This is a genomic window from Methylotenera sp. 1P/1 (genome assembly GCF_000384355.1).
Taxonomy (GTDB): domain Bacteria; phylum Pseudomonadota; class Gammaproteobacteria; order Burkholderiales; family Methylophilaceae; genus Methylophilus.
Window position 1 is genome coordinate 943,492 of record NZ_ARWC01000001.1, and the last position, 22,134, is coordinate 965,625.

A 22,134-nucleotide genomic window follows, 5' to 3' on the forward strand; every position below is an offset into this window, starting at 1 on the left:
TCCAAGGTAGTCAATCAGCATATCTGGATACTAAAATTTTATACGGATATGATATATATCAACGTGATGTCAGATATCACAGACTACACTTCAAGGTGTATGTTTTAATTCACTGCTGTTAAAAAGCTGGGGGAGTATATTGAGGCATTTTGAGTTTCATAAGTCGCATCGTATTGCTTGGTTGCGTGCCGCAGTGCTAGGCGCAAACGATGGCATTGTCTCTACCGCCAGTTTGATTATTGGCGTAGCAGCTGCGCAAGCGAGCCATTCCTCTATTTTACTGACTGGCATTGCTGGTTTGGTGGCGGGGGCTATGTCTATGGCCGCTGGAGAGTATGTGTCGGTCAGTTCACAAGCGGATACTGAATCTGCTGACTTGGCAAAAGAATCGCATGAACTCGCACATGAGCCGGAAAGTGAGTTAAAAGAACTCACCGGCATTTACATAGGGCGAGGATTAAATGCGGATTTAGCACATCAGGTGGCGTTGGCGCTGACTGCACACGATGCGCTTGGTGCCCATGCACGTGACGAACTTGGTATGTCTGATACAGTTGCAGCCAAACCGCTTGTGGCTGCAGCCGCGTCTGCGGGCACGTTCGCCGTCGGTGCAGCGCTGCCACTCATAGTGACCGCGCTGGCCCCGCAACCTTACCTAATCAAAGCAGTCACCGGATTATCCTTGTTGTTCCTAGCCATACTGGGTGGTTTAGCCGCAAAAGCTGGCGGTGCAAAGCTCATCACTGGCGCAAGTAGAGTCGCGTTCTGGGGAGCGCTTGCCATGCTGATCACCGCCATGGTGGGCAAGCTATTTGGTGTAGCGCTTACTTAAGCAATTGAATCGTTGCCAGCCCGTCCCAATTACCATCCGATTGTGCAGCATAGTCACGCACAGGTGCTCGATACGCTGCAAACTGTCCTTCGTACCATAGTGGAATATAAGGCAGTTGCTGATGAATACGCTGTGTGACGGCAGGCCAGCTCTCTTTTACCAGCAGCTGGTCTAACGTTACATCACTATACCGGCCACGATTAAACCCATGCGGTGGAGTCGCATTGCTCGCAAAGGCTTTGGCGTAGATTTCTGGCGTTTTAATACCCACCCACGTTAAGCCATAGACCTGAAACTGCCCTTGCTTTATCTCTTCAAAAAAGGTGCCCCAATCTAAGCTGCGGATTTCCAAATCAATGCCTGCTGGCGCCATTTGCGCTTGTAATATGGTGGCAAAACGTACCCGTTGTGCATCGGTTGAGGTTTTGTATACCAGCTTGAGTGGCAACTGAATGCCTGCCTCACGCAACAGCTGTTTTGCATACAAAGGGCGATATGCATACGGCGCTAACTGACGGTTACCGGCATAATGCTCGGGCGGTAAAATGGCCTCTGCTAAGCGCGTCTGGTCTACCATCACCTGCCGCACAATCGCTTGCCGATCAATCGCATGTGCCAGCGCTTGCCTCACTTTCAGTTGCTTAAGCACGGGGTCTTGCATATTCAGGCCTAGGTAAGAGAAGTTCGAGCCTACATGTGATTTCACCGTAATATCCGGTTTCGACTTTAAATAGCCCACCAGTTCCGGCGGCAAATCGCCTTGCAGCACATCCACCTCTGCGCGCAGCAACTTGAGCACGCGCACGGTTGGGTCTTTGACTTCTGTGAGTATTATCTGCTGGCCATCTGCCACCCGTGCTAACGTTAAGGCGCTCTGCCAACGGACAAACTTGAGCGGACCGCTCCCAATGGGCGCATGGGCAAAATCATGGTCTTGCGCAATGCCTGTCGCCGGCAAAATACCAATAATGAGCTTCTCAATAAAGTGTGGGTCCGGCTGCTTCAAGTAAAAATGCAATACTTGGTTAGACACCACTGCTATGCGTGCAATATGTTCAAATTCGGCACGATGCGGCGCATCTGGCAAGGTGAGAAAACTAGCATAAGTGGCTTTCACATCATGCGCAGTGAGCAATTGGCCATCATGAAACGCAGATTGATGCTTAAGCGTAAATTGGTAATGCAGCGGGCTGAGTTGTTGCCAACTAGCAAGCGCAGGTACGGCTTTTGAGCTTGCATCAAACTCGACCAAGCGTTCATACAATAAGCGATTCACGCGCTCGGAAGCAGCATCTGTGGCATAACGCGGATCTAAATTCAACGGCGCTTGGGCAATAGCCATCCGTATCGTAGCTGGCGTATTTGCAGGCTGAGTAGGTGTGCACCCCAGCAGAACAAATGATAGGCTAAGTAAATAGGCGAGAAATTTCATCCACGCAATTTTACTTGATATTCATCTCACTCCAGTAAAATCTATTACATCAACACCTTACAAGTGTATGTGTAAACATAATGCTTTAGAGAAACTCGTGCAGCTCTACTTCCATCTGTTTTGCGTATTCTTCTGATGCTTTGATGACATTGGCCAATAACTGATCTGCCTTCACTGGACCCATTGATTCGCAAATGGCCACATAGGAAAAGTTAATGATCTGCCGCATGGTCTCTAGGCTATAACTCAAAGGCAGTGCCGATGCACGCTTGTCTAACCAGTCTCTTAAAAAGGCTTTTCTTAATGCATCTAAATTCAGCTTATCCAATTGATTCAGTATGGCTAAACGCACACTCAGCACCTCTTTTTCGGCCAGCGTGCCCAATAAATGACGGAACAAATGTACAAATACCGTAGTGACATCATCGCAACCATGTACCGCCAGCGGCAAACTGGCCACTTGATGCTCAGCAATATCAAAGGGATCTGGCAGCAAGTCTCGCTCTGGCATATCTAGCGCTTTAAAAATGGAGCTCAAGATATGCGTACGCTGTGAGCGCAGATCTTTATCTTGGCAACATTCTGATAAAAACTCAGTGAATGCAAACTTGGGCTTATCGGAATATTTGACTTGCCACAAATGCATCGCCGCTAGCAGTGCGGCATCATCAAAATATGGCCGCATGCCCGTATAGATGGCTCTGCGCCTCGTTTTTAAATCCATAGCGTATACCTGTATGTCATTGTATTTACCGCTAACACTATCATCACAGTTTCTCTAGCGATTTAAGATTATCTGAAGAATAGGCCGTGGCATGACTAAACTCGGGATAGCCAATCTCGCCATGTTCAGTAATATCCAAACCGCGCTGCTCATGCATCGCACTCACGCGTAATCCTGCTGTTTTTGAAATCAACCAGTACATGCTAAATGCTGTCACAAACACCCACAAAAATGCAGCTGTGATGCCGATGACTTGCACCATGATTTGATGCGGGTTATACATGTTGCCGATTAAGAATAGACCAGCGGCCAAAGTACCCCAAGCTCCGCAAAATCCATGCACCGCCACTGCGCCCACCACGTCGTCTAAGCGCATGCGTTCTAATAGCATTACCCCTAACACAGACAACACGCCGCCAATTGCGCCAGTCAGCACAGCATAGGGAAGCGCCATACTGGCACAGCCGGCAGTTATCGACACCAAGCCTGCAATACTGCCATTGACGGCGTTTGTCATCAGCGCAGGTTTGCGCATTAAATAACTAATGAGCAATGCCCCTACTGCACCCGCTGCACCTGCCATGTGCGTGTTCAATAAAATATGCCCAAGATTTGTGCCTGCCGTGAGGGTACTGCCCCCGTTAAAACCAAACCAGCCAAACCACAACAAAAAGCCACCAATGGTGACATATCCCAAGTTATGGCCCGGCAAATCCCGCACTTCTCCGTTGGCACCAAAGCGTCCTAAGCGTGGGCCAAGCAACATAATCGCAGCCAATGCACACCAACCACCCACAGAATGCACAACAGTGGAGCCTGCAAAATCAATGAATCCCATTTGTTTTAACCAGCCATGATCATTCCATGCCCAGCCGCCATAAATGGGGTAGATCAGCGCGGACATACCGCATGTGCCAATCAAATACGCCACATAATTAGTACGCTCTGCCATGGCACCACTTACAATCGTAGCGGCTGTAGCGGCAAACATTATCTGAAAAAACAATAAGTTAAAGTCCCAATCGGGGGCTCTGGCCAAACCAAATAAATCTGTGCCAACCCAACCTGTGGGGCTGCTGCCAAACATCAGACCATACCCCACCAGCCAAAATAGTAATGAGCCCACACACAAATCCATGTAGTTTTTCATCATCACATTCACCGTATTTTTTGCGCGCGCCATACCGGATTCCAGCAACGCAAATCCGGCCTGCATCAAAAACACCATGGCCCCTGCAATCACCACCCATAGGGTATGAATCACTTTGGCATCCACGGTTTCAGCAACGCTCATCAGAGGAAACAACACACAAACCGCACTTAGCATCAGGGCTAATTTTTTAGATAATGGCATAGGCTCTTCTCAAGATGTATTCATGATTGAAATATCAATCTGCTACAGCAATAAGCGCGCCAACTATCAGCGCACTAGCCACATGGGCGGCCATATGACAAACCAAAACAGTTCACGTATGATGGCTTTGCAATTTTCTATGACAACAAGAGAGGAAGAAGCATATGAACGGAATCATCCAGTTAATAGGTAGAGTGATGTTGGCATTGATTTTTATACTCGCCGGCGTCGGCAAGATTTCAGACCCGGCAGGCACCGCCGGTTATATGCAAGCCATGGGTGTGCCAACCGTGTTGTTATGGCCGACTATCGCGCTAGAACTGCTGGGCGGCTTGGCGATTGCTGTTGGCTTTAAAACCAAATACGCAGCGTTTGCGTTAGCTGGATTCTCGGTAATCGCTGCCGTTATTTTCCACAGCAATTTCGGCGATCAAATACAAACCGTCTTGTTCTTGAAAAATATTGCCATGGCCGGTGGCTTGCTACTGCTAGCAGTGAGTGGAAAAACAGCCTACAGTATAGATAAATAACGATACGTTAAGCTCGCTGGCAGCAAGCAAAAGGCGATGCACCTGCATCGCCTTTTTTACACCCCGCTTGTATTAAGCATCGTTGAGCGTAAACAGCGCAATAGACTCCACATGTGCAGTGTGGGGGAACATATTGATAACCCCTGCCGCAGCCAAGGTATAACCCTTTTCATTGACTAGCACACCTGCATCGCGTGCCAGTGTGGCCGGATTACATGACACATAGACAATACGCTTAGGTGCATTGTCAGCCGTGATTGCTTTGACCAACTCAAACCCACCATCGCGCGGTGGATCCACCAGCCATTTATCAAAACGGCCTAGCTCGGTCAAACTAGCTTCGGTCATTTTGAATAAATCAGCCACGCCAAACTTCACATGTTTAATTTGATTTAACTGTGCACTCTCGTTAGCACGCTCAACCAAATTAGCCAACCCTTCCAAGCCCAATACCTGTGCACCACTACGCGCAATGGGCAAGGTAAAATTGCCAATACCACAGAAGAAATCTGCGATTTTTTCATCGGCCTGTGGTGATAACAACTGCATAGCGCGACGTATCATCACTTGGTTGATTTGCGGGTTGACCTGCGTAAATTCGTTAGGCTTAAACGGATAAGTCAGGCCAAACTCTGGCAGACTATATTGCAGCTGTGCACCAAAGCCATTGCTTGCATGCGCCTCTAATTGAGTCGCATTAGGATAAAATGGCATGATGGTGTCCGGGCCTTTGGTTTGCGTCCAAATCTGCACTTGGTGCGTGTCCGCAAACGCCTTTAGCAGTTGCTCATCTTCACTGGTTAAGCCAGCCATAATGCGGAAAATCAGCACAATGACGGGATGACTGTCTACGGCTTCACCCACCGCCAACTCAATTTGTGGCAATTTATCGCGTAAGCTCAATTGCAAAATCATCTCTTGCAAGGGTTGAATCAATGCCGACACTTCCGGCACCAGCACTTCACAGCTATTCATGTCCGACACAAAGCGCGTGGCTTTTTCATTAAAGCCCACCAGCACGCGTTGTTTTTTCTCTACGTATTTCACACTCAAACGCGCTTTGTGACGATAACCCCAAGTGGGACCATACAACGGAGGCAGCATATTGACTGGTTTTACCTTGCCAATATGTTTGAAGTCATTCTCTAACAAGCGCTGCTTGGCGGCCACTTGCGCGGCAAAATCCAGATGCTGCAATTTACAGCCGCCGCATATCCCAAAGTGCCGACATTGCGGCTTGACACGCTGGTTACTTTGCTTAAACACTTGCACCACATTGGCCACTTCAAACGTGTGTTTTACGTGGTGGGATTGATAGCTGACATGCTCTTGCGGCAAAGCGCCATCAATAAAAATAGTTTTGCCATCCACATGCGCTACACCACGTCCTTCCTGATCGAGCGATTCGATAAATGCAGTTTGGATGGGTTGGGGCGTGGCAGACTGACGGGATTGATTACGGTTTCTTCTCATAGCCGCTATTTTAGCCGATGCGCGCGCAGAATAGACACTCTCATATTGATTAAACCTGTTAAAGCTAGCATTCACGCCATTATTGAGCTTGGTTAGTGCAAACGAGCTATTGCGGCATATCCCCCAAATGGGTAATGTGCGTACTTATTCGTCATAGCTATTTTGGGGCGCACCATGAAAACCAGAGCGCGGAAACAAACTAAAAACAACCGTTTAAAATATGCATTATTCGCCATGCTAGGATTGATATCGCTGCTAGCTTATGCTATGCAATCCAAACCAAACCAAGCGATGGAAAATGAGTCCACTGTAAAGTCGGGGCATGGTATTGGCATCCCATCTATTCAAGCAGCAGAAGCCCATACGCCATTTATTCAACGCTGGGAAAAAGCTTTTAGCCAAATAGACCCTGTGTTGCGTGAGAGTCCTTTCAAACATGCTAACTTTTTCCAAGAAGGCGAGATTGTCGCTTCTAATGACGTGTTCGATTTACCTACCGAAGAGACAGGTGCAGGTGTGGCAAAAGGGTTGGAACAATACGTCATGGATTTAGAAGACGCAATTGCGGCTGGTTTCATGCCTTATCAGGATTCGGGTAATTTTTCTGGTGGTGGTGTCGGCGGCGCAGGCGGTGGTGGCAGTGGAGGCAAAAATAAACAACCAATTTACTTGGTCAAAAAAGAAGATATCGACCCTAATAATACCCATCAGGAAGGCGGCCAAGATAACGTATCCGCTGTACCCGTACCACCGGCTATTTGGTTACTAAGCTCAGCATTGCTTGCATTAATGGGCTTGCGCCGCAAGCACGCTGTGTTGTAAAAAGTTAAGACGAGCGTGGGAGATAATATTTATTACTTCCACGCCTTTAAGAACTCTTGCCAGTGCTCACCTGAATAACCACTCAAGGTATCCCGCACCAACTGTACTTCTTTTTCATAGTCAACTGGACTCAAGTGGCCACGCATCAGCTGAAACCGTAAAAAAACCAAATAAGTATTGGCCACATCGGTCTCGCAATAATTGCGTATCGCCTCAATCTCACCTGCTTGATAAGCGCCCCACACTTTACTGCCATCCATCCCTAACTTACCGGGGAATCCACATAATTGCGCAATTTCATCCAACGGCGCATTGGCGCGGGCATTGAACATCGCAAGTACGTCCATTAAATCCAAATGGCGCATGTGGTAACGGCTGATGTAGTTATTCCATTTAAAGTCTTTATCGTCCTCACCCAAATCCCAATAACGCGGTGCCTGTATTTGGTTGATCATTGCGCGGTAATGCAAGACGGGCAAATCAAAACCGCCACCATTCCATGAGACGATTTGCGGGGTGTATTTTTCTATGCCATCAAAAAAACGCTGAATGATTTCTGCTTCTGTTGATTGTGCATCGCCCAGCGTCCACACCCTAAATTGATTGCCTTCACGCAATGCGCAAGAAATCGCACAAACACGGTGTTGATGTAGCGACAAGAAATCACTACCGTTATGCTGCCTGCGCTGATGAAACGCAATATTGGCAATTTCTGCTGGGGTAACGCTATCAGGGAGGTTATATAAAGTGCGAAGGCCTTCCGTATCCGGAATGGTCTCAATATCAAAAATGAGGGTAGGCATAATCATGCCCGATAGCTTACACTAAAAGCACCGGCTTGGCCTATGCCAAGCCTTGCTGTCACTTACAAACCAATGACGACCACTGGATGAATTAGGCGAATTCGACTTCTCGTTCTACGGTTTCTTCCACAATCGTTTGCATCATGTCTTCTTGCATTCTATGCAAGCGAATGACTGCTTTGATTTCATCTTGCTCAAACATCAAGAGCGCATAAGCTATTTGTTGATTGGCTTCTAATGGAGTGAACTTGCCAAAGCCATACTGTTGATTACGAATGACTTGCCAGGCACCTTTGGGTTCAGCAAACTCAGGTCGTGCAAAGTGATGGGCAATTTGGCTAGAAGTCATGCTGTTCAGTGCATAACGGCTATCCTCCGCCATCACCGTCCAACAGTATTCATCGGCTACGCTGGTGTGTTGCAACTGCATCAAACACCATTCGTCTCGCGCGTAGCTCAGTTGAATCACGCTTTGAATCGTATCTTCATACTGATTCATTACATAGAACACACCTTGATCATCCAAGGTGATGGCTTTGCCATAGGCAGGTAGCACATAAAGATTACTTGGCATCACAACACTCCCTTTACTTTTGAGAAGTTAGGTTCAGTGTATGTGATTGTGTATTGATTTAAAACGTGAAATAAATGTGCATTCAGGGTTCAGTTTATAAAACTCGTCTTACCCTTGCAGTCATTTAGCTGGCTGGTGTAGCTAGCTTTAATCCAACAATACCGATAATAATCAACAGCAAACTGGCAAGCCGACCCCAATTGGCCGACTCATTGAACAAGACTATGCCCAATATTGCGGTACCCACTGCACCCACGCCCACCCATACAGCATAGGCGGTGCCCACTGGCAGCGATTTCATGGCCAAGCCAAGCAAGCCTACACTAATCACCATGGCCGTCACTGTACCTACGGTAGGCCATAGTCTTGTAAAACCATCGGTGTATTTCAGGCCAATCGCCCAAATAATTTCAAACAAGCCTGCTAATACCAATATCAACCAATTCATCTATTTAGCTTTCTTAATGCAATATATATGTTATTTTTTAACCCAAGCACCCTCTTTTTGATAGAACCAACCCGCTTGTGCTTTATCAATCCAGCGCCCGGCAAAGGTACTTTGAATCTCCCCTTGCCACTCCGGATGGCCATTGGCGGCTGCAATTTCCTTGTAGAGTCTAGCGCGGTCGCTGTTTTCATCTTTCACCAGCCCAGCCAGCCCACCACGCTGAGACAGTGGCACGGCACTGGCATCTTTCACTGCAATATAGCCATCTTGTGTCAAGCCAATGGCACCAGACCCATAATATGATTGCAATTGTGCATGGCGTGTCTGCATACTGGTTTTAATAGCAGTGATTACCGGCGTATTCGCTTCTAGATCAGGCGCCGCCTGTAGCAAGCCTACACCACCCATCAGCGTCATACTCAGCAAACCTGTCAATAATAGTTTCTTCATATAAACTCCTTAGGGTGTCGTGGTGGTGGGCGCCGCTGCAGGAGGATTTTGCGCCCCCTCTTGCTCTTGTTTCAGTTGCCAGACTTCATCGATGATTTTGTCTGCCGCTTTTTCTGCCGCCGCTGCCGGGAAATATATATTGATGGTCACGCATGCCGGTAGCGCTACTACCGCTAACAACCCTGCTATTACCAGCCAAGTTTTCCCAAATTCAATTTGTCCGCGTCTCATTCTGGTTCCTTTTGATTCCACTGGATTACTCCCTACATCATCGCCTAAATGTGCGATGGCTTATTGTACGACAGCCTTGGTATTACCGTCGGTAATGCGTTGCATTCTGGCCAGCAGATCTTTCCAGCTGACATATTGCGTATAACCATTCACATTCACGGTAGGTGCACCTTTACCTTTAACGATGACAAACCCACTTGGCGTTGACTCCACCCCGCCCATTTTGCAAATATCCTGCCTTAGTTGACAGCTTAACCCAATTTTTTCGTAGTTAAACTCTTTAAAAAATCGCAAAAACGTACGTTGTAACGCAGCAGCCGTACCTTCGCCCCCTAAAGCGGTGATGTTTTCCACCGCGCGTTGCGAGACCTTTTTCAGATGCTTGCCATCCGCTGTTTGAATAATCGCATCCATGTACACCGGCTTCCAATTCTCCAATCGTAAATCTTTGACATCGCCTTCCAGCTTGCCTTCAATCGAGCCAAAATTAAAAGTACGTGTCAAATCACCCAAGTCAATATCGCGCATGGTCAGGTTGGCATAGAGTTTAGGCGCCACACCAATCGGGCGGTCTATGCGCAGATCCGACATGGCGACCATGCCGTTGAACATATTAAACCGCATTTGGCCGTCCATATTCAGTTGTTGATTAGCGTAAGTGATCAATGGGATTTGACCATCGATGTGCCCTTTCATTTCCGGCCAGCCCAACGCTTTGCTAAAGCTATTCATGCTAATGGGCTGTAGCTTCATTTGTAAGTGCCACACCATGCCATTGCCTACCCAAGCGGCAGACACATCTTCAAACTGCAACGCACCATCTAAAATGGGGAGGTTCAATTGTGGTGTCACAATCGAATAGCGGTTTACTTCTGCTGCTAGATGCGTAAGGCCCAAAGGCAGCTTGAGCAAATGTCCACGCTCATACGCCAGAAATATCTGTTTGGCTTGGTTGTAATCCCAAGGGATATGCGCATTAAGATTGGTAAAACCGAACTTTCCATTCAAGTCTTCGATATTGGCGTTCTCGATATTCAGTTCAAAGTTTTGCGGTTGCAAATCTTTTACTTCAAACTCCCAGTCTGCTTTGCCTGATACGCGCAAATTACCAAACACCGACTTCTGTGCCATCGGTTGGATAAATGTCTGATACAACCCAGCAAAATCGACATCACGCGCTTTCACTTTAATGTCGTTAAACGCTTTGGTTTGTACATTAATATCGGCGCTGGCCGAGAGTTGGCCTACGCCGTTGATTTGCAAGTTGGCCTGCTGAATATTGAGCATGGGGGCTTGATATGTCCCTTGAATATCAAACTGATTGCCGGCCTGGCCAAAATAGAATGGTTGCCAGAACAACTCGCCTTCTTTCCAGCTAAACACACCCTTCCACGACCATTTGGACTTGACTAACTGGGCTGATAATTTGACGCTACCAGTGAGTTTGTCGCCTGCATGCAGCCCAGATTCATCACTAAAACTGACCTGCTTGAACTGGATATCTGCTTCCAAACCGTTAGGCTGCGGTAGAAAGTCAATGGTAAACGGTACACGCGTGCGCTCGCCTACATATAAGCCATCTACACAATGCCAAGTATCGTTTTGTTTGTTGGGTGGAATCAAGCAATGCAAACTGAAGTTAGCCCACTGCTTATCTGACAGCGGCTTAATCTCTGCGTTAAAGCTTAATGTGGGCTGTAAGGTTGTCTGACGGTAATCCAGATAAATAGTAGGATTGCGCGCATCAAACTGTGGGGAAGAGATTTGTCGCGCTTTCACCAGTAAGGTCGTATTGGCTTTTAAATCCAGCAGAATATGTGCATCGTCTAGCCGAGCCGCTCCATATTGCAAGGTCTTGGCATCAACAATTGCCTGATCATTGCCGGACAAATCCAACGTCACTTTGGCATCGGTCAGTACGGCTTCATCGTAAGTAATGCTATCTGCCGTGATGCTGACCCCGGTGAGTGCATACGCGTTTGCACACCACAACACACCAATAAGGGCTACGCGCCACATCACTACGCCGGGAACACGCCTGTCGACAGATATCTGTCACCCCTGTCGCACACAATACTCACAATCACGGCATTATTGACTTCTCTGGAAAGCTGTAATGCACTATATAACGCACCACCACTAGAGATACCAGCAAAGATACCTTCTTCTACCGCCAGTTTTCGTGTCACGTTTTCCGCATGCTGCTGGCTTACATAACGCAGCTCATCCACGCGTTTTGGGTCGTAGATGGTCGGCATGTACTCTTCCGGCCATTTACGAATCCCTGGAATCTGTGAACCTTCTTCCGGTTGCACGCCAATGATTTGGATATTGGGATTCTGCTCTTTTAAATAGCGCGAAGTCCCCATGATGGTCCCGGTGGTGCCCATGCTAGAGACAAAATGTGTAACTTGCCCTTCGGTATCACGCCAGATTTCAGGGCCAGTACCTTCGTAATGCGCTTGGGGATTATCCATATTGCCAAACTGATCCAGCACAATACCCTCACCCTCGGCCTGCAGCTTCATTGCGACATCCCGCGCCAATTCCATGCTGCCATCTTTAGGGGTCAGCACCAATTCCGCGCCGTAGGCTTTCATGCTTTGCCTGCGCTCCACGCTTTGGTTTTCCGGCATCACCAACACCATTTTATAGCCCCGCATGGCGGCTACCATGGCCAATGCAATGCCGGTGTTGCCGCTGGTTGCTTCAATCAAGGTATCACCAGGTTTAATATCCCCACGTGCCTCTGCCCGTTTAATCATGCTATAGGCTGGGCGATCTTTGACTGAACCAGCCGGATTATTGCCTTCAAGTTTCAGCAAAATGGTATTGCTCTTGTTCGGGTTCATGCGTTGCAGAGCAACCAAAGGCGTATTGCCTACAAAATCATCTAATGTTTTAAAATTTGGTGTTTTTATATTCATTTCTTCATCACAAATCTGGCCAGTAACGTTACAACTGCAACAATAACCGGCCCAACAAACACGCCATAATATAGCGCATGGGCAATACTTGAATTACGTCCGGCATCAGCATACGCATGCCAAAACGTAAAAGGATTAAACCAACCGTAGAGTAAACAGGCCAAAATAAATAGCAAAAAAGCTATCCCACCTAGTTTAAGGCTTGCCAGCCAGCCTCTTAATGCAGAAGGTTCCGCATTATGTATGTCGCGCTCACTCATGCTTTGGCGCTTTTTAACAACCAGATAGCGTAGCCGGCAAATCCAACAAAGCAAATCAAGGCCAATTGCGGCAGCGTTAACCCAAGCAGCGTCCAATCAATGGCAGCGCAATCTCCGGTACCGCGAAACAGCAATTTGAATGCTTTTTGTAGCGGAAAATTTTCAAACATATAATCAAAACCCACACCGCAATCGGCAATCATGCTCTCTCTATTGGCTTGCAGATACCAGTGTCGAATCGCAACCCCTGCACCGCCTAGCGCTGTGAGCACTTGCAATAGTGCGAATATTTTTTTCAACACATGAGCAGGTGGAATAAAGGCAGCGATTAAAAACAATACCCCCAAGCTCATAAAGACGATACGCTGTGAAATACACAGCGGGCAAGGCTCTAAATGATAAGTGGTCTGCACGACCAAAGCCAACATAACAATAGCAAAGCAGGCAGCAAATCCAACCAAATAACCAGATTTACCTTTTAAGCAGCGTGAGATACAGGATGTCATTGCATGGTCTTTCTTGCATAAATACGGTTTAACAAAACGAAATTGTAATGGATAATAACGCCTATGGCAGTTTCTGACAGCACTCCGCAACAAAAAATCCTCACCGTCAGTGAATTGAATCGTCTCGCGCGCGAAATCCTCGAAATGAGTTTTCCGCTGTTTTGGGTCTCCGGTGAAGTCTCCAATTTCACACGTGCCGCTTCCGGCCACTGGTACTTTTCATTAAAGGATGCAGGCGCGCAAGTACGTTGTGTGATGTTTAAAGGCCGCAATAGCTACGTCGATTTTATGCCAAGAGAAGGCGATAAAATCGAAGCGCGCGCCACAGTAACGCTATACGAAGCCAGAGGCGACTTTCAGCTGACCGTAGAATTTATTCAAAAAGCTGGCTTGGGCACACTATTTGAAGCTTTCGAGCGCTTGAAAAAAGCATTGAGTACCGAAGGGCTTTTCGATGCCGCGAGAAAGCGGCCGATTCAGCAGTTTCCTAAAGCAATTGGTATCGTGACTTCTGCTGATGCTGCTGCACTGCGTGATGTACTGACCACATTAAAGCGCCGCAACCCCAATATTCCGGTGATTATTTACCCAACGCCGGTACAAGGCAAAGGTGCAGCAGCACGCATTGCAGAAGCGATTGATATGGCCAACCAGCGCGCTGAAGTGGATACATTGATTGTGTGCCGTGGTGGCGGTAGCTTAGAAGATCTATGGTCGTTTAACGAAGAAATCGTTGCGCGCGCCGTGTATCAAAGCCAAATTCCGGTCATTAGCGGTGTGGGGCACGAAACGGACTTTACTATTTGTGATTTTGTAGCGGATTTACGTGCAGCAACGCCCACAGCAGCGGCTGAGCTAGCTTGTGTCGATAGTGTCACATTACAAAACAATTTAAAACAAATCACCAAAGCCATGTATCAACGTATCGAAAGACTGATTCACACGCACACGCAGCGACTTGATTATCTGGCAAAACGCCTCATTTCACCCACACAAAAGATACAGGCATCTCAAGCCCATTTACGACAATTATCACTCCGACTTGCAGCCGGTGGTGACCGACAGCTTCGGTTTCACCAGCACCGCCTGCAATCGCTGTCTGAGCATCTCCATCTACTTAACCCAAATCAAGTGCTCAGCCGCGGCTATGCCATTGTGAAAGATGCGGATGACGCAGTGGTCTCCGATGTACATCAATTAAGCCATCAACAGTTGGTTCACATTACGTTTGCGAATGGCGGCATTCACGCAAAAATTCATGAGAAAAATAGCCCTTAATGGCTATTCGCGTACCTTTACTTCACTGGTTAATTATGTAACCATTTGTTTTCAAAAATTATTATCAACTTTTTTACTTTGATGACAGACTATGAATTATTCCAGCAATGATCTCGCACAGTTAAAGTCAGATTTTGAAGACAAAGGCTTTATCGTCCTCAAGCACTTTTTTGCACAAGACGAAATGCCTGCGCTACTGGAATATATTTTACAGGCTGAGCCTTCTGAAGGCCAAGGTGGCTTATCCAAAGGCGCCATGCAGTTTCGTAGCAACTTATTCTACAAAAGCAAAAATATCCAAAACTTTATCACTCAGCAAAAAATGGTCGATGTATTACGCCATCTGATTGGCAACGACTTTTGGATTCGCTGGGATCAAGCTGTAGGCAAAGGTCCGGGCGCACCAGTATTTCCATGGCATCAAGATAACGGCTATAACGAGCTTTCCTGCGAGCATTTCCAGTTTTGGATTGCAGTCACCAAATCTACCGAACAAAACGGTACGATTTTGATTTCTCCGGAGAGTCACCTAAAAGGCCGCTTGCCGCATACATTTGATGGCAAACATACTTGCTACCAAGGTGAGGTTGACCAGTCGATGATGATTGAAGCTGAACCTGGCGATGTATTGTTGTTTTCATCGCTCACCTTACATAAAACATTGCCTAATGTGACTGCAGATGATGTACGCTGGGCTTATGTGCTTGAGTTCATGTCACTGAAAGACTATGACCCTGGCGTACCCAAACCTTATTTTGTGGTTTCTAAAGAAGGTAAGCCATTTGGCGAGTTTGTACACCACCATCCTGCTAAAAACATGTTCACTGAGTTGGAATATCAGCTCAGAAAACTGAAAGGTCCTGTCAGAGTGGCACTCCAAAGAGTGAAGAAAGCTTTTGCGCCAACTGCTGCCTAAGTTACTTCCTGGTTACGTTGTAAGTTACTTTGTTTCGCATTCAGAAAGACTAGCTAGCAAGAAAACTGTAAAATTAGTGAATGCGCTAGTGTGTTTATTTCTCAATATGTTTATCATACGCCTTTAGATTAGGTATCTACGTACTCGCCATCTATGCAAAACCAATCTGTTGCAAAACAACCTCTGCACGTACTATCCATGGCTGCGCTCGGGGTTGTTTTTGGTGATATCGGCACCAGCCCACTGTACACCATGAAAGAAGTATTTTCTGTCGGGCATCATCCCATCGCACTCACAGTAGAAAACGTGTACGGCATTCTTTCGCTGATTACCTGGGCACTCATTCTCATCGTTTCCATTAAATATGTGGCCTTCATTATGCGTGCGGACAACCGCGGTGAAGGCGGCATTATGGCGTTATTGGCATTGGCCAGCCGCAACGCCGATCACAATCCAATCAAGCAACGCAAAATCATGATGCTAGGCATTTTGGGTGCGTGTATGTTTTATGCCGATGGCATGATTACGCCAGCGATTTCTGTACTTTCTGCGGTAGAAGGCTTAGAGGTAGCGGCGCCTAGCCTACATACACTGATTGTACCCATTACCTTACTCGTACTACTGGGCTTATTTTGGACCCAAAGCAAAGGCACCGCCGTGGTGGGCGCATTCTTCGGCCCAGTCATGCTGTTATGGTTTGGCACACTAGGCGTACTCGGGGTAATCAATATCTCACACGACCCCACCATTCTGAACGCCCTCAACCCGATCTACGCCATCAACTTTTTTGCGCATCAACCTTGGACAGCCTTTGTAGCCCTAGGCGCGGTGGTACTGGCTGTCACTGGCGCAGAAGCGCTGTACGCAGACATGGGACACTTTGGTAGACTGCCGATTCGGCTTGCTTGGTTTGGCTTTGTGCTGCCAGCCTTATTACTTAACTACTTTGGACAAGGCGCACTGATTCTGCATGATGCCGCTACCGTACAAAACCCGTTCTACCACCTAGCCCCCGACTGGGCATTGTTCCCACTGATTATTTTGGCCACGCTTGCTACCGTGATTGCCTCGCAAGCTGTGATTACCGGTGCATTTTCAGTCTCTCGCCAAGCTTTACAGCTTGGGTATTTACCACGCATGCATGTCACTCACACCTCTGCCAGCGAGCAAGGCCAAGTCTATATGCCGCGCGTAAACTGGGGGCTCATGGTTGCGGTCATGGTCTTGGTCATCAGCTTTGGTAGCTCTGGTGATTTAGCAGCAGCGTATGGTATTGCCGTGACTGGTGACATGGTGATTACGACACTACTGGCAGCCATCGTGTTCCATGAAATCTGGGGCTGGAGCAAACTCAAAACTGGCTTGCTGGTCACACTATTTTTAACCGTTGATTTAGCTTTCTTTGGCGCAAATGTGCTGAAAATTCCTGACGGCGGATGGGTGCCACTCATCATCGGCACTATTATTTTCATACTCATGCTGACATGGAAAACCGGCCGACGCTTACTCTACACGCGCCTAAAATCCGAATCGATGGAGTTGATTCCTTTTATTGATGCCATAGGCGCCCACCCACCCACTAGAGTTGGCGGGTTCGGCATGTTCATGACGCCTAACCCGGAAGGCGTACCCCACGCGCTGTTACACAATCTCAAACACAATAAAGTGTTGCACGAAAAAGTAGTTATTCTGACCGTGCGTTTTACTGACTTTCCTCACACCAACTCACAGGAACGTGTCACTGTAGAGGCGATGCCCTATCAGTTCTATCGCGTGTTGGTGAATTACGGCTTTAAAGACGAACCAGACTTGCCGAGAGACTTACTACTTTGTAGCCAGCATGGACTAGAATTAGATACGATGGATACTTCCTTTTTTATCGGCAAAGAAATTTTATTAGCCAAAGAAAAAACCGAAATGTCGATCTGGCGCAAAAAGATTTTTATCGCCATGTTCCGCACCGCAGAAACCATTACTAACCAATTTAAACTACCACCCAATCGCGTGGTCGAACTGGGTACGCAAGTAAAAATTTAAAGCCCCAATGGCTGAATCAACCAAAATTCAACCAAAATAAAGTTGATGCGTTAGTACCATCACCACAATAATGCAACACAACAATGTTTGAGGAGATTTTATGAAAACGCTGCACATCACACTCATTTCCACCCTACTGCTAACGCTTGTCGCTTGTGCCACCACCACCAAAGATAGCGTTTCCGGGGTAAAACGCTCTCAATTCATGCTGCTCCCGGCAAGCAGTGTGGACACGATGTCTGCGCAGGCTTATACCCAGACACTCAAAGAAGCTGAAAGCAAAAAGACCCTGAACGCAGATAAAGCCATGGTAGATCGTGTGCGTCGTATTTCTAACCGGTTGATTGCACAAGTCGGCGTGTTCCGCCCCGATGCAGTGAACTGGAAGTGGGAAGTGAACGTAGAAAAAAATGATCAGCTGAATGCCTACTGTATGCCTGGTGGAAAAATCATGGTGCTGTCTGGTTTAATTGAAAAAATCAATGCCACCGATGACGAACTAGGCGCCGTGATTGGCCACGAGATTGCCCACGCGTTGCGTGAGCATGGGCGCGAACGTATGTCGCAAGCTTATGTGCAAGAGTTTGGCTTACAGGCTTTGGCCGCCATGGTAGGCGGCACAGCTGGTAGCGTAGCCGCACAAGGCGCTGGCATGGGATCGCAATTATTCTTCTCTCTCCCAAACGGGCGTGAGCAAGAACGTGAAGCTGACAAGATGGGCCTAGAACTGGCCGCACGCGCTGGCTATAACCCTGATGCAGCCGTCACGTTATGGCAAAAAATGAGTGCGCAATCAAAAGACGCACCGCCTGAATTCTTTAGTACGCACCCGGCTAGCGCTAATCGTATTGCCGATTTGAAAGCGCTTGCACCAAAAGTAAGGCCGCTATATGAGGCAGCAAAAGCAGGCAAATAAGCGTTTACACCTGTAAAAAATACTTTCAAAGCACACCGCCTGTCGGTGTGCTTTTTTTCATTTAAAAGCTATACCCATACAGCCTAATCATGAGCATCATCAAAGATAGCTTGCACTTAAACTTTTGGTGTACAGACAATTAGTTTAAAATGCTACCTTTTGATGCGCGACACTTTTGCGCATCCGTTTAACCTTATTCTAAATTCAACCCTATTCTAACCATCGATTAAGAGAACATTATGGATCCACGTCAAAGTATTATCGAGGCAGCATTTGAAGACCGCGCCAATATCAACCCTACCAACGCTTCTGCTGAAATCAAATCCACAGTGGCAACTATTCTGGCAGATTTGGATGCAGGTAAGCTGCGTGTAGCCTCACGCGTGGGTGATACCCAACAATGGGAAACACATCAATGGCTCAAAAAAGCGGTACTACTGTCTTTCCGTTTAGAAGACAATGTATTGCTAGATGGCGGTTGTACTAAATACTTTGATAAAGTGCCGCCAAAATTTGCTGACTACACCGAAGAAGACTTTAAAGCAGGCGGTTTCCGTGTAGTACCCAATGCGATTGTCCGTCGCGGCTCATTTATCGGTAAGAACGCAGTATTGATGCCATCTTACGTCAACATTGGCGCTTACGTGGGTGATGGCACCATGGTAGACACATGGGCCACAGTCGGTTCATGTGCACAAATCGGTAAGAACGTTCACTTATCTGGTGGCGTAGGCATTGGTGGTGTATTAGAGCCAGTGCAAGCCGGCCCAACCATCATTGGCGATAACTGCTTTATAGGCGCACGCTCAGAAGTAGTAGAAGGTGTGGTGGTTGAAGACAACTGTGTGATTTCAATGGGTGTTTACATTGGTCAATCCACCAAAATTTACGATCGCGAAACCGGCGAAGTATTTTATGGCCGTGTACCTGCAGGCTCCGTTGTCGTTTCAGGTAACTTACCATCTAAAGATGGTAGCTACAGCCTGTATTGCGCTGTGATCGTGAAAAAAGTCGATGAGAAAACGCTAGGAAAAGTAGGCATCAACGAATTGCTCCGCGGCATTTAAGCATGCTCGCACTTGTCAGGTAATGGCTTAAATTACAGACATTGCAGTGAAATGAGGCACATGGATATACAGTATCTATGTGCCTTCATTTTATTGAAAAACTCAGTACCACCGACATAAAACTGCGCGTTCACCCCACAAAAAGTTAATCCCACCATTCGATTTTTAGCTGTACCAATACCGTTAAAACCGTTCGATTCTCGTCGGTAAAAACAACCACAATACACATCAAAAAGCGTTAAAACCCATCACGCTACGCGTCAATAAAAACAATCTCAAGCCATTGTTTTTATAAGCATCTATCCCAACCATTTCACACCAAAAAATAATCTGGCACGTCTATTGCTTATCACTAGCAACTTCAATCCAAACCGAACATATAGACAACACATGCTTTCAGAATTTAGTAGCTCTATACTGCTGATTTCGCTCATGGCGGGTGCCCTGGCTTGCTTTGCCACGTTTGGCTTTGTCGCGTCTCTATATAAAGCCAGCCCAAGACAATACAAACGATTATTGACTGTGTATTCCGCGCTTGTTGGCGTAGGTTTATTCGCCATTCACTTTATGAATATGCGTGCATTCAACCACAGCTACATGCATGAGCTTTCTTATTTGTATTTATTGTTAGCGCTGATTTGCGCCAGTACGGTAGGCGTGTCTGTGTTACATACAGCCAATCGTCATACTTTACCCATTTATTCTTTGATTCTTGCTGGCCTGCAAACTGGTATTGCTGGTTTTGGTATCTTTATTTTCTTTACCAAAGCCATGCTGCTAAATCAATTCGAGATTTTATTGCTGCCCGCGATGTTGGCAGTGGCGATTGCGGTTGGCGTTGGCATCTTAGGCATCATCACGTTTTACTGGCTTAAAAGCTATGAGGGTGCACATCGTTATTCTGTGCGCGCATTCTTTTCTATTCTGATCTCTATTGGCATTCTCTCCACGCACCTTGCTTTCAATACCAGCATTGCAAGCACAGGCGAATACGCAACCGATAGCACTGTATTGAACTCCAGCTTTATTACCATGCTGTTTGCTATGGTGTTGATTTTTGTATTCTTAACCGCGTTTATCGTGGTGGTGTTTTACGATCGCCTGAACCCCAATATCGCCAAACGTATTAACTTTAAAAACACGACGTCGACGTCCAATACATTGGATTCGTTTGATCCGCTGACAAAGCTGCCTAACCGCAATGCGTTGAATCAGCACTTGCAACTAGCCGCTAACCGTTGTGATCGTCTCAATGACAGCATGGCACTGGCGTATATCGACTTGGATCACTTTAAGCCGGTGAACGACTCATTTGGCCACCACGTGGGCGATTTATTGCTGATTGAAGTTGCCGAACGCTTTAACTCTTCTATTCGCAATTGCGATTACATTGCACGTGCAGGCGGCGACGAATTTGTTGCTATCCTGGGCGAGATTGATGCACATGAAAGCATCGTAGCAGTAGTGCAACGCATGATTGATGCAGTCAAAGAGCCATTCTTTATCGAAGGCCATTTAATTGAAATTTCTTGCTCAGTAGGCGTTGCCATCTATCCGCGCGATGGCAATTTGGAAAAGCTGAAAGTAAGCGCTGATGCCGCCATGTACAAAGCCAAAGAAAATGGCCGTAATCAATTTAGATTCTACGATGCTGAAATCGAACAAGCTTCTGATGAAATGCAAAAAATCAGAAAAGAGCTATTGGATGCGATTGAAAAAGATCAATTCACACTGCACTTTCAACCTAAAGTCATCGCTAAAACACAAGCGCCAGCTGGTGCGGAAGCATTGCTGCGCTGGAACCACCCGACCAAAGGCTTGCTCACGCCTATTTACTTTATCGAGGCCGCAGAACGCTTTGGCTTTATTGACAAGATTAACAACTGGGTGTTGATGCAGGCGTGTAAAACCATTGCAGATGCACGTGAGCACGGTATTGCCTTGAGCTTATCCGTCAATTTATCGCGCCAGCAGTTTCGTAATGCGTACTTGGTAGATGACATTAAAAAGGTCATGGAACAATATCAAGTGCCTCCGCAAAGCCTTATTTTCGAGATCTCTGAAACGCACGCGATTCATAACCAGAATCAGTTTAAAAAATTGCTCTCTAAATTCAAATTTGCACACCTCAAAGTGTCCATTGATGACTTTGGCTTACATCCATTCAGCCTGACTTACTTGCAGAATCTAGAAGTCAGCGAAGTGAAATTAGACAAATCATTTACTTCTGGTGTGGCCAAATATAGCTCTGCGCTTGCCATTGTAGATGCGGTGGTCAAATTAGCCCACGCGCTTAATTTAACGGTGGTGGCTGAAGGTGTGGAAACTGACGAACAACGCCAAGCGCTTACCACAACGGGTTGCGATCAGATGCAAGGTTATTTCTTTTCCAAACCGGTGCCGACCGCGCAACTGTTTACGATCTACCACACGCTCAATCATCGTTTCAGCGAAGTGGGTGAGTATTCGATTAACGACTACTTACCTCAAGAAGCCTACCCCGAAGATACCTAAGCATTTCCGCATCCATAGCAAACTCCCTGATAAAATAGCG

The 22,134-nt window shown here is 46.9% G+C and carries 22 protein-coding genes; 9 read left to right on the plus strand and 13 right to left on the minus strand.

The features are described 5' to 3' along the window. The first annotated feature begins 139 nt into the window (after positions 1–139). Positions 140–832, plus strand: a complete 693-nt coding sequence (locus tag A3Q3_RS0104490) for a VIT family protein (protein ID WP_020182378.1) — start codon at positions 140–142, stop codon at positions 830–832. Here the strand turns inward: A3Q3_RS0104490 and A3Q3_RS0104495 are convergent. From A3Q3_RS0104495 to A3Q3_RS0104505, 3 genes are all read right to left on the minus strand, one after another. Next, entirely contained in the window at positions 825–2,174 is a 1,350-nt protein-coding gene (locus tag A3Q3_RS0104495; protein WP_020182379.1) for an ABC transporter substrate-binding protein, read from the minus strand. The genes A3Q3_RS0104490 and A3Q3_RS0104495 overlap by 8 nt on opposite strands. Before the next feature lie 175 nt (positions 2,175–2,349). Further along, on the minus strand, positions 2,350–2,988 hold the full coding sequence (locus A3Q3_RS0104500; protein ID WP_157355043.1) for a hypothetical protein: 639 nt from the start codon (positions 2,986–2,988) through the stop codon (positions 2,350–2,352). Between the two features lie 43 nt (positions 2,989–3,031). Next, positions 3,032–4,342 carry an ammonium transporter gene (locus tag A3Q3_RS0104505; protein ID WP_020182381.1) on the minus strand — a complete coding sequence of 437 codons (1,311 nt, stop codon included), beginning with the start codon at positions 4,340–4,342 and terminating at the stop codon, positions 3,032–3,034. 164 nt (positions 4,343–4,506) lie between these two features. Here A3Q3_RS0104505 and A3Q3_RS0104510 point away from each other — a divergent pair, with 164 nt between their 5' ends. Next, complete coding sequence (locus A3Q3_RS0104510; protein WP_026361753.1) at positions 4,507–4,872, plus strand: DoxX family protein; 366 nt, start codon at positions 4,507–4,509, stop codon at positions 4,870–4,872. 72 nt (positions 4,873–4,944) lie between these two features. On the opposite strand, the gene rlmD is transcribed toward A3Q3_RS0104510, so the two are convergent. Then, entirely contained in the window at positions 4,945–6,345 is a 1,401-nt protein-coding gene (gene rlmD, locus A3Q3_RS0104515) for a 23S rRNA (uracil(1939)-C(5))-methyltransferase RlmD (protein ID WP_020182383.1), read from the minus strand. A gap of 174 nt (positions 6,346–6,519) precedes the next feature. On the opposite strand from rlmD, the gene A3Q3_RS0104520 reads away from it, so the two are divergent. After that, positions 6,520–7,167, plus strand: a complete 648-nt coding sequence (locus A3Q3_RS0104520; protein WP_020182384.1) for a hypothetical protein — start codon at positions 6,520–6,522, stop codon at positions 7,165–7,167. 32 nt (positions 7,168–7,199) lie between these two features. Here the strand turns inward: A3Q3_RS0104520 and A3Q3_RS0104525 are convergent, their stop codons facing one another. From A3Q3_RS0104525 to A3Q3_RS0104565, 9 genes are all read right to left on the minus strand, one after another. Further along, on the minus strand, positions 7,200–7,973 hold the full coding sequence (locus A3Q3_RS0104525) for a 3'-5' exonuclease (RefSeq protein WP_026361754.1): 774 nt from the start codon (positions 7,971–7,973) through the stop codon (positions 7,200–7,202). Positions 7,974–8,061: 88 nt separating this feature from the next. Continuing rightward, positions 8,062–8,544, minus strand: a complete 483-nt coding sequence (locus A3Q3_RS0104530) for a hypothetical protein (RefSeq protein ID WP_020182386.1) — start codon at positions 8,542–8,544, stop codon at positions 8,062–8,064. A gap of 124 nt (positions 8,545–8,668) precedes the next feature. After that, positions 8,669–8,992 (minus strand): quaternary ammonium compound efflux SMR transporter SugE, encoded by a 324-nt coding sequence (gene sugE, locus A3Q3_RS0104535; protein WP_020182387.1) that lies wholly within the window; start codon positions 8,990–8,992, stop codon positions 8,669–8,671. 30 nt (positions 8,993–9,022) lie between these two features. Beyond that, positions 9,023–9,442 (minus strand): YdbL family protein, encoded by a 420-nt coding sequence (locus A3Q3_RS0104540; RefSeq protein WP_020182388.1) that lies wholly within the window; start codon positions 9,440–9,442, stop codon positions 9,023–9,025. Positions 9,443–9,451: 9 nt separating this feature from the next. Then, positions 9,452–9,673, minus strand: a complete 222-nt coding sequence (locus A3Q3_RS0104545; protein ID WP_020182389.1) for a hypothetical protein — start codon at positions 9,671–9,673, stop codon at positions 9,452–9,454. A 60-nt stretch (positions 9,674–9,733) separates the two neighbouring features. Next, positions 9,734–11,692, minus strand: a complete 1,959-nt coding sequence (locus A3Q3_RS0104550; protein WP_020182390.1) for a hypothetical protein — start codon at positions 11,690–11,692, stop codon at positions 9,734–9,736. A 2-nt stretch (positions 11,693–11,694) separates the two neighbouring features. Continuing rightward, complete coding sequence (gene cysM, locus A3Q3_RS0104555) at positions 11,695–12,600, minus strand: cysteine synthase CysM (RefSeq protein ID WP_020182391.1); 906 nt, start codon at positions 12,598–12,600, stop codon at positions 11,695–11,697. Continuing rightward, positions 12,597–12,860 (minus strand): hypothetical protein, encoded by a 264-nt coding sequence (locus tag A3Q3_RS0104560; protein WP_020182392.1) that lies wholly within the window; start codon positions 12,858–12,860, stop codon positions 12,597–12,599. Before A3Q3_RS0104560 ends, cysM begins: the two co-directional genes overlap by 4 nt. Continuing rightward, the gene (locus A3Q3_RS0104565; RefSeq protein ID WP_020182393.1) at positions 12,857–13,366 is read right to left on the minus strand and encodes a disulfide bond formation protein B; all 510 of its coding nucleotides are present in this window, start codon (positions 13,364–13,366) and stop codon (positions 12,857–12,859) included. Before A3Q3_RS0104565 ends, A3Q3_RS0104560 begins: the two co-directional genes overlap by 4 nt. A gap of 63 nt (positions 13,367–13,429) precedes the next feature. Between A3Q3_RS0104565 and xseA the strand changes: the two genes are divergently transcribed. The 6 genes from xseA to A3Q3_RS0104600 all read left to right on the plus strand — a co-directional run bounded on the left by xseA (position 13,430) and on the right by A3Q3_RS0104600 (position 22,094). Then, entirely contained in the window at positions 13,430–14,644 is a 1,215-nt protein-coding gene (xseA, locus tag A3Q3_RS0104570) for an exodeoxyribonuclease VII large subunit (RefSeq protein ID WP_020182394.1), read from the plus strand. Positions 14,645–14,735: 91 nt separating this feature from the next. Next, positions 14,736–15,560, plus strand: coding sequence for a phytanoyl-CoA dioxygenase family protein (locus tag A3Q3_RS13640; RefSeq protein WP_020182395.1), 825 nt, complete (start codon positions 14,736–14,738; stop codon positions 15,558–15,560). Positions 15,561–15,713: 153 nt separating this feature from the next. Beyond that, positions 15,714–17,597, plus strand: a complete 1,884-nt coding sequence (locus A3Q3_RS0104580; RefSeq protein WP_020182396.1) for a potassium transporter Kup — start codon at positions 15,714–15,716, stop codon at positions 17,595–17,597. A 100-nt stretch (positions 17,598–17,697) separates the two neighbouring features. Beyond that, positions 17,698–18,513 (plus strand): M48 family metallopeptidase, encoded by an 816-nt coding sequence (locus tag A3Q3_RS0104585; protein ID WP_020182397.1) that lies wholly within the window; start codon positions 17,698–17,700, stop codon positions 18,511–18,513. Positions 18,514–18,752: 239 nt separating this feature from the next. Continuing rightward, a complete protein-coding gene (dapD, locus tag A3Q3_RS0104590) occupies positions 18,753–19,580 on the plus strand; it encodes a 2,3,4,5-tetrahydropyridine-2,6-dicarboxylate N-succinyltransferase (RefSeq protein WP_020182398.1) in 828 nt (275 codons plus the stop codon). Positions 19,581–19,970: 390 nt separating this feature from the next. After that, positions 19,971–22,094 carry an EAL domain-containing protein gene (locus A3Q3_RS0104600; RefSeq protein ID WP_020182399.1) on the plus strand — a complete coding sequence of 708 codons (2,124 nt, stop codon included), beginning with the start codon at positions 19,971–19,973 and terminating at the stop codon, positions 22,092–22,094. Positions 22,095–22,134 lie beyond the last annotated feature (40 nt).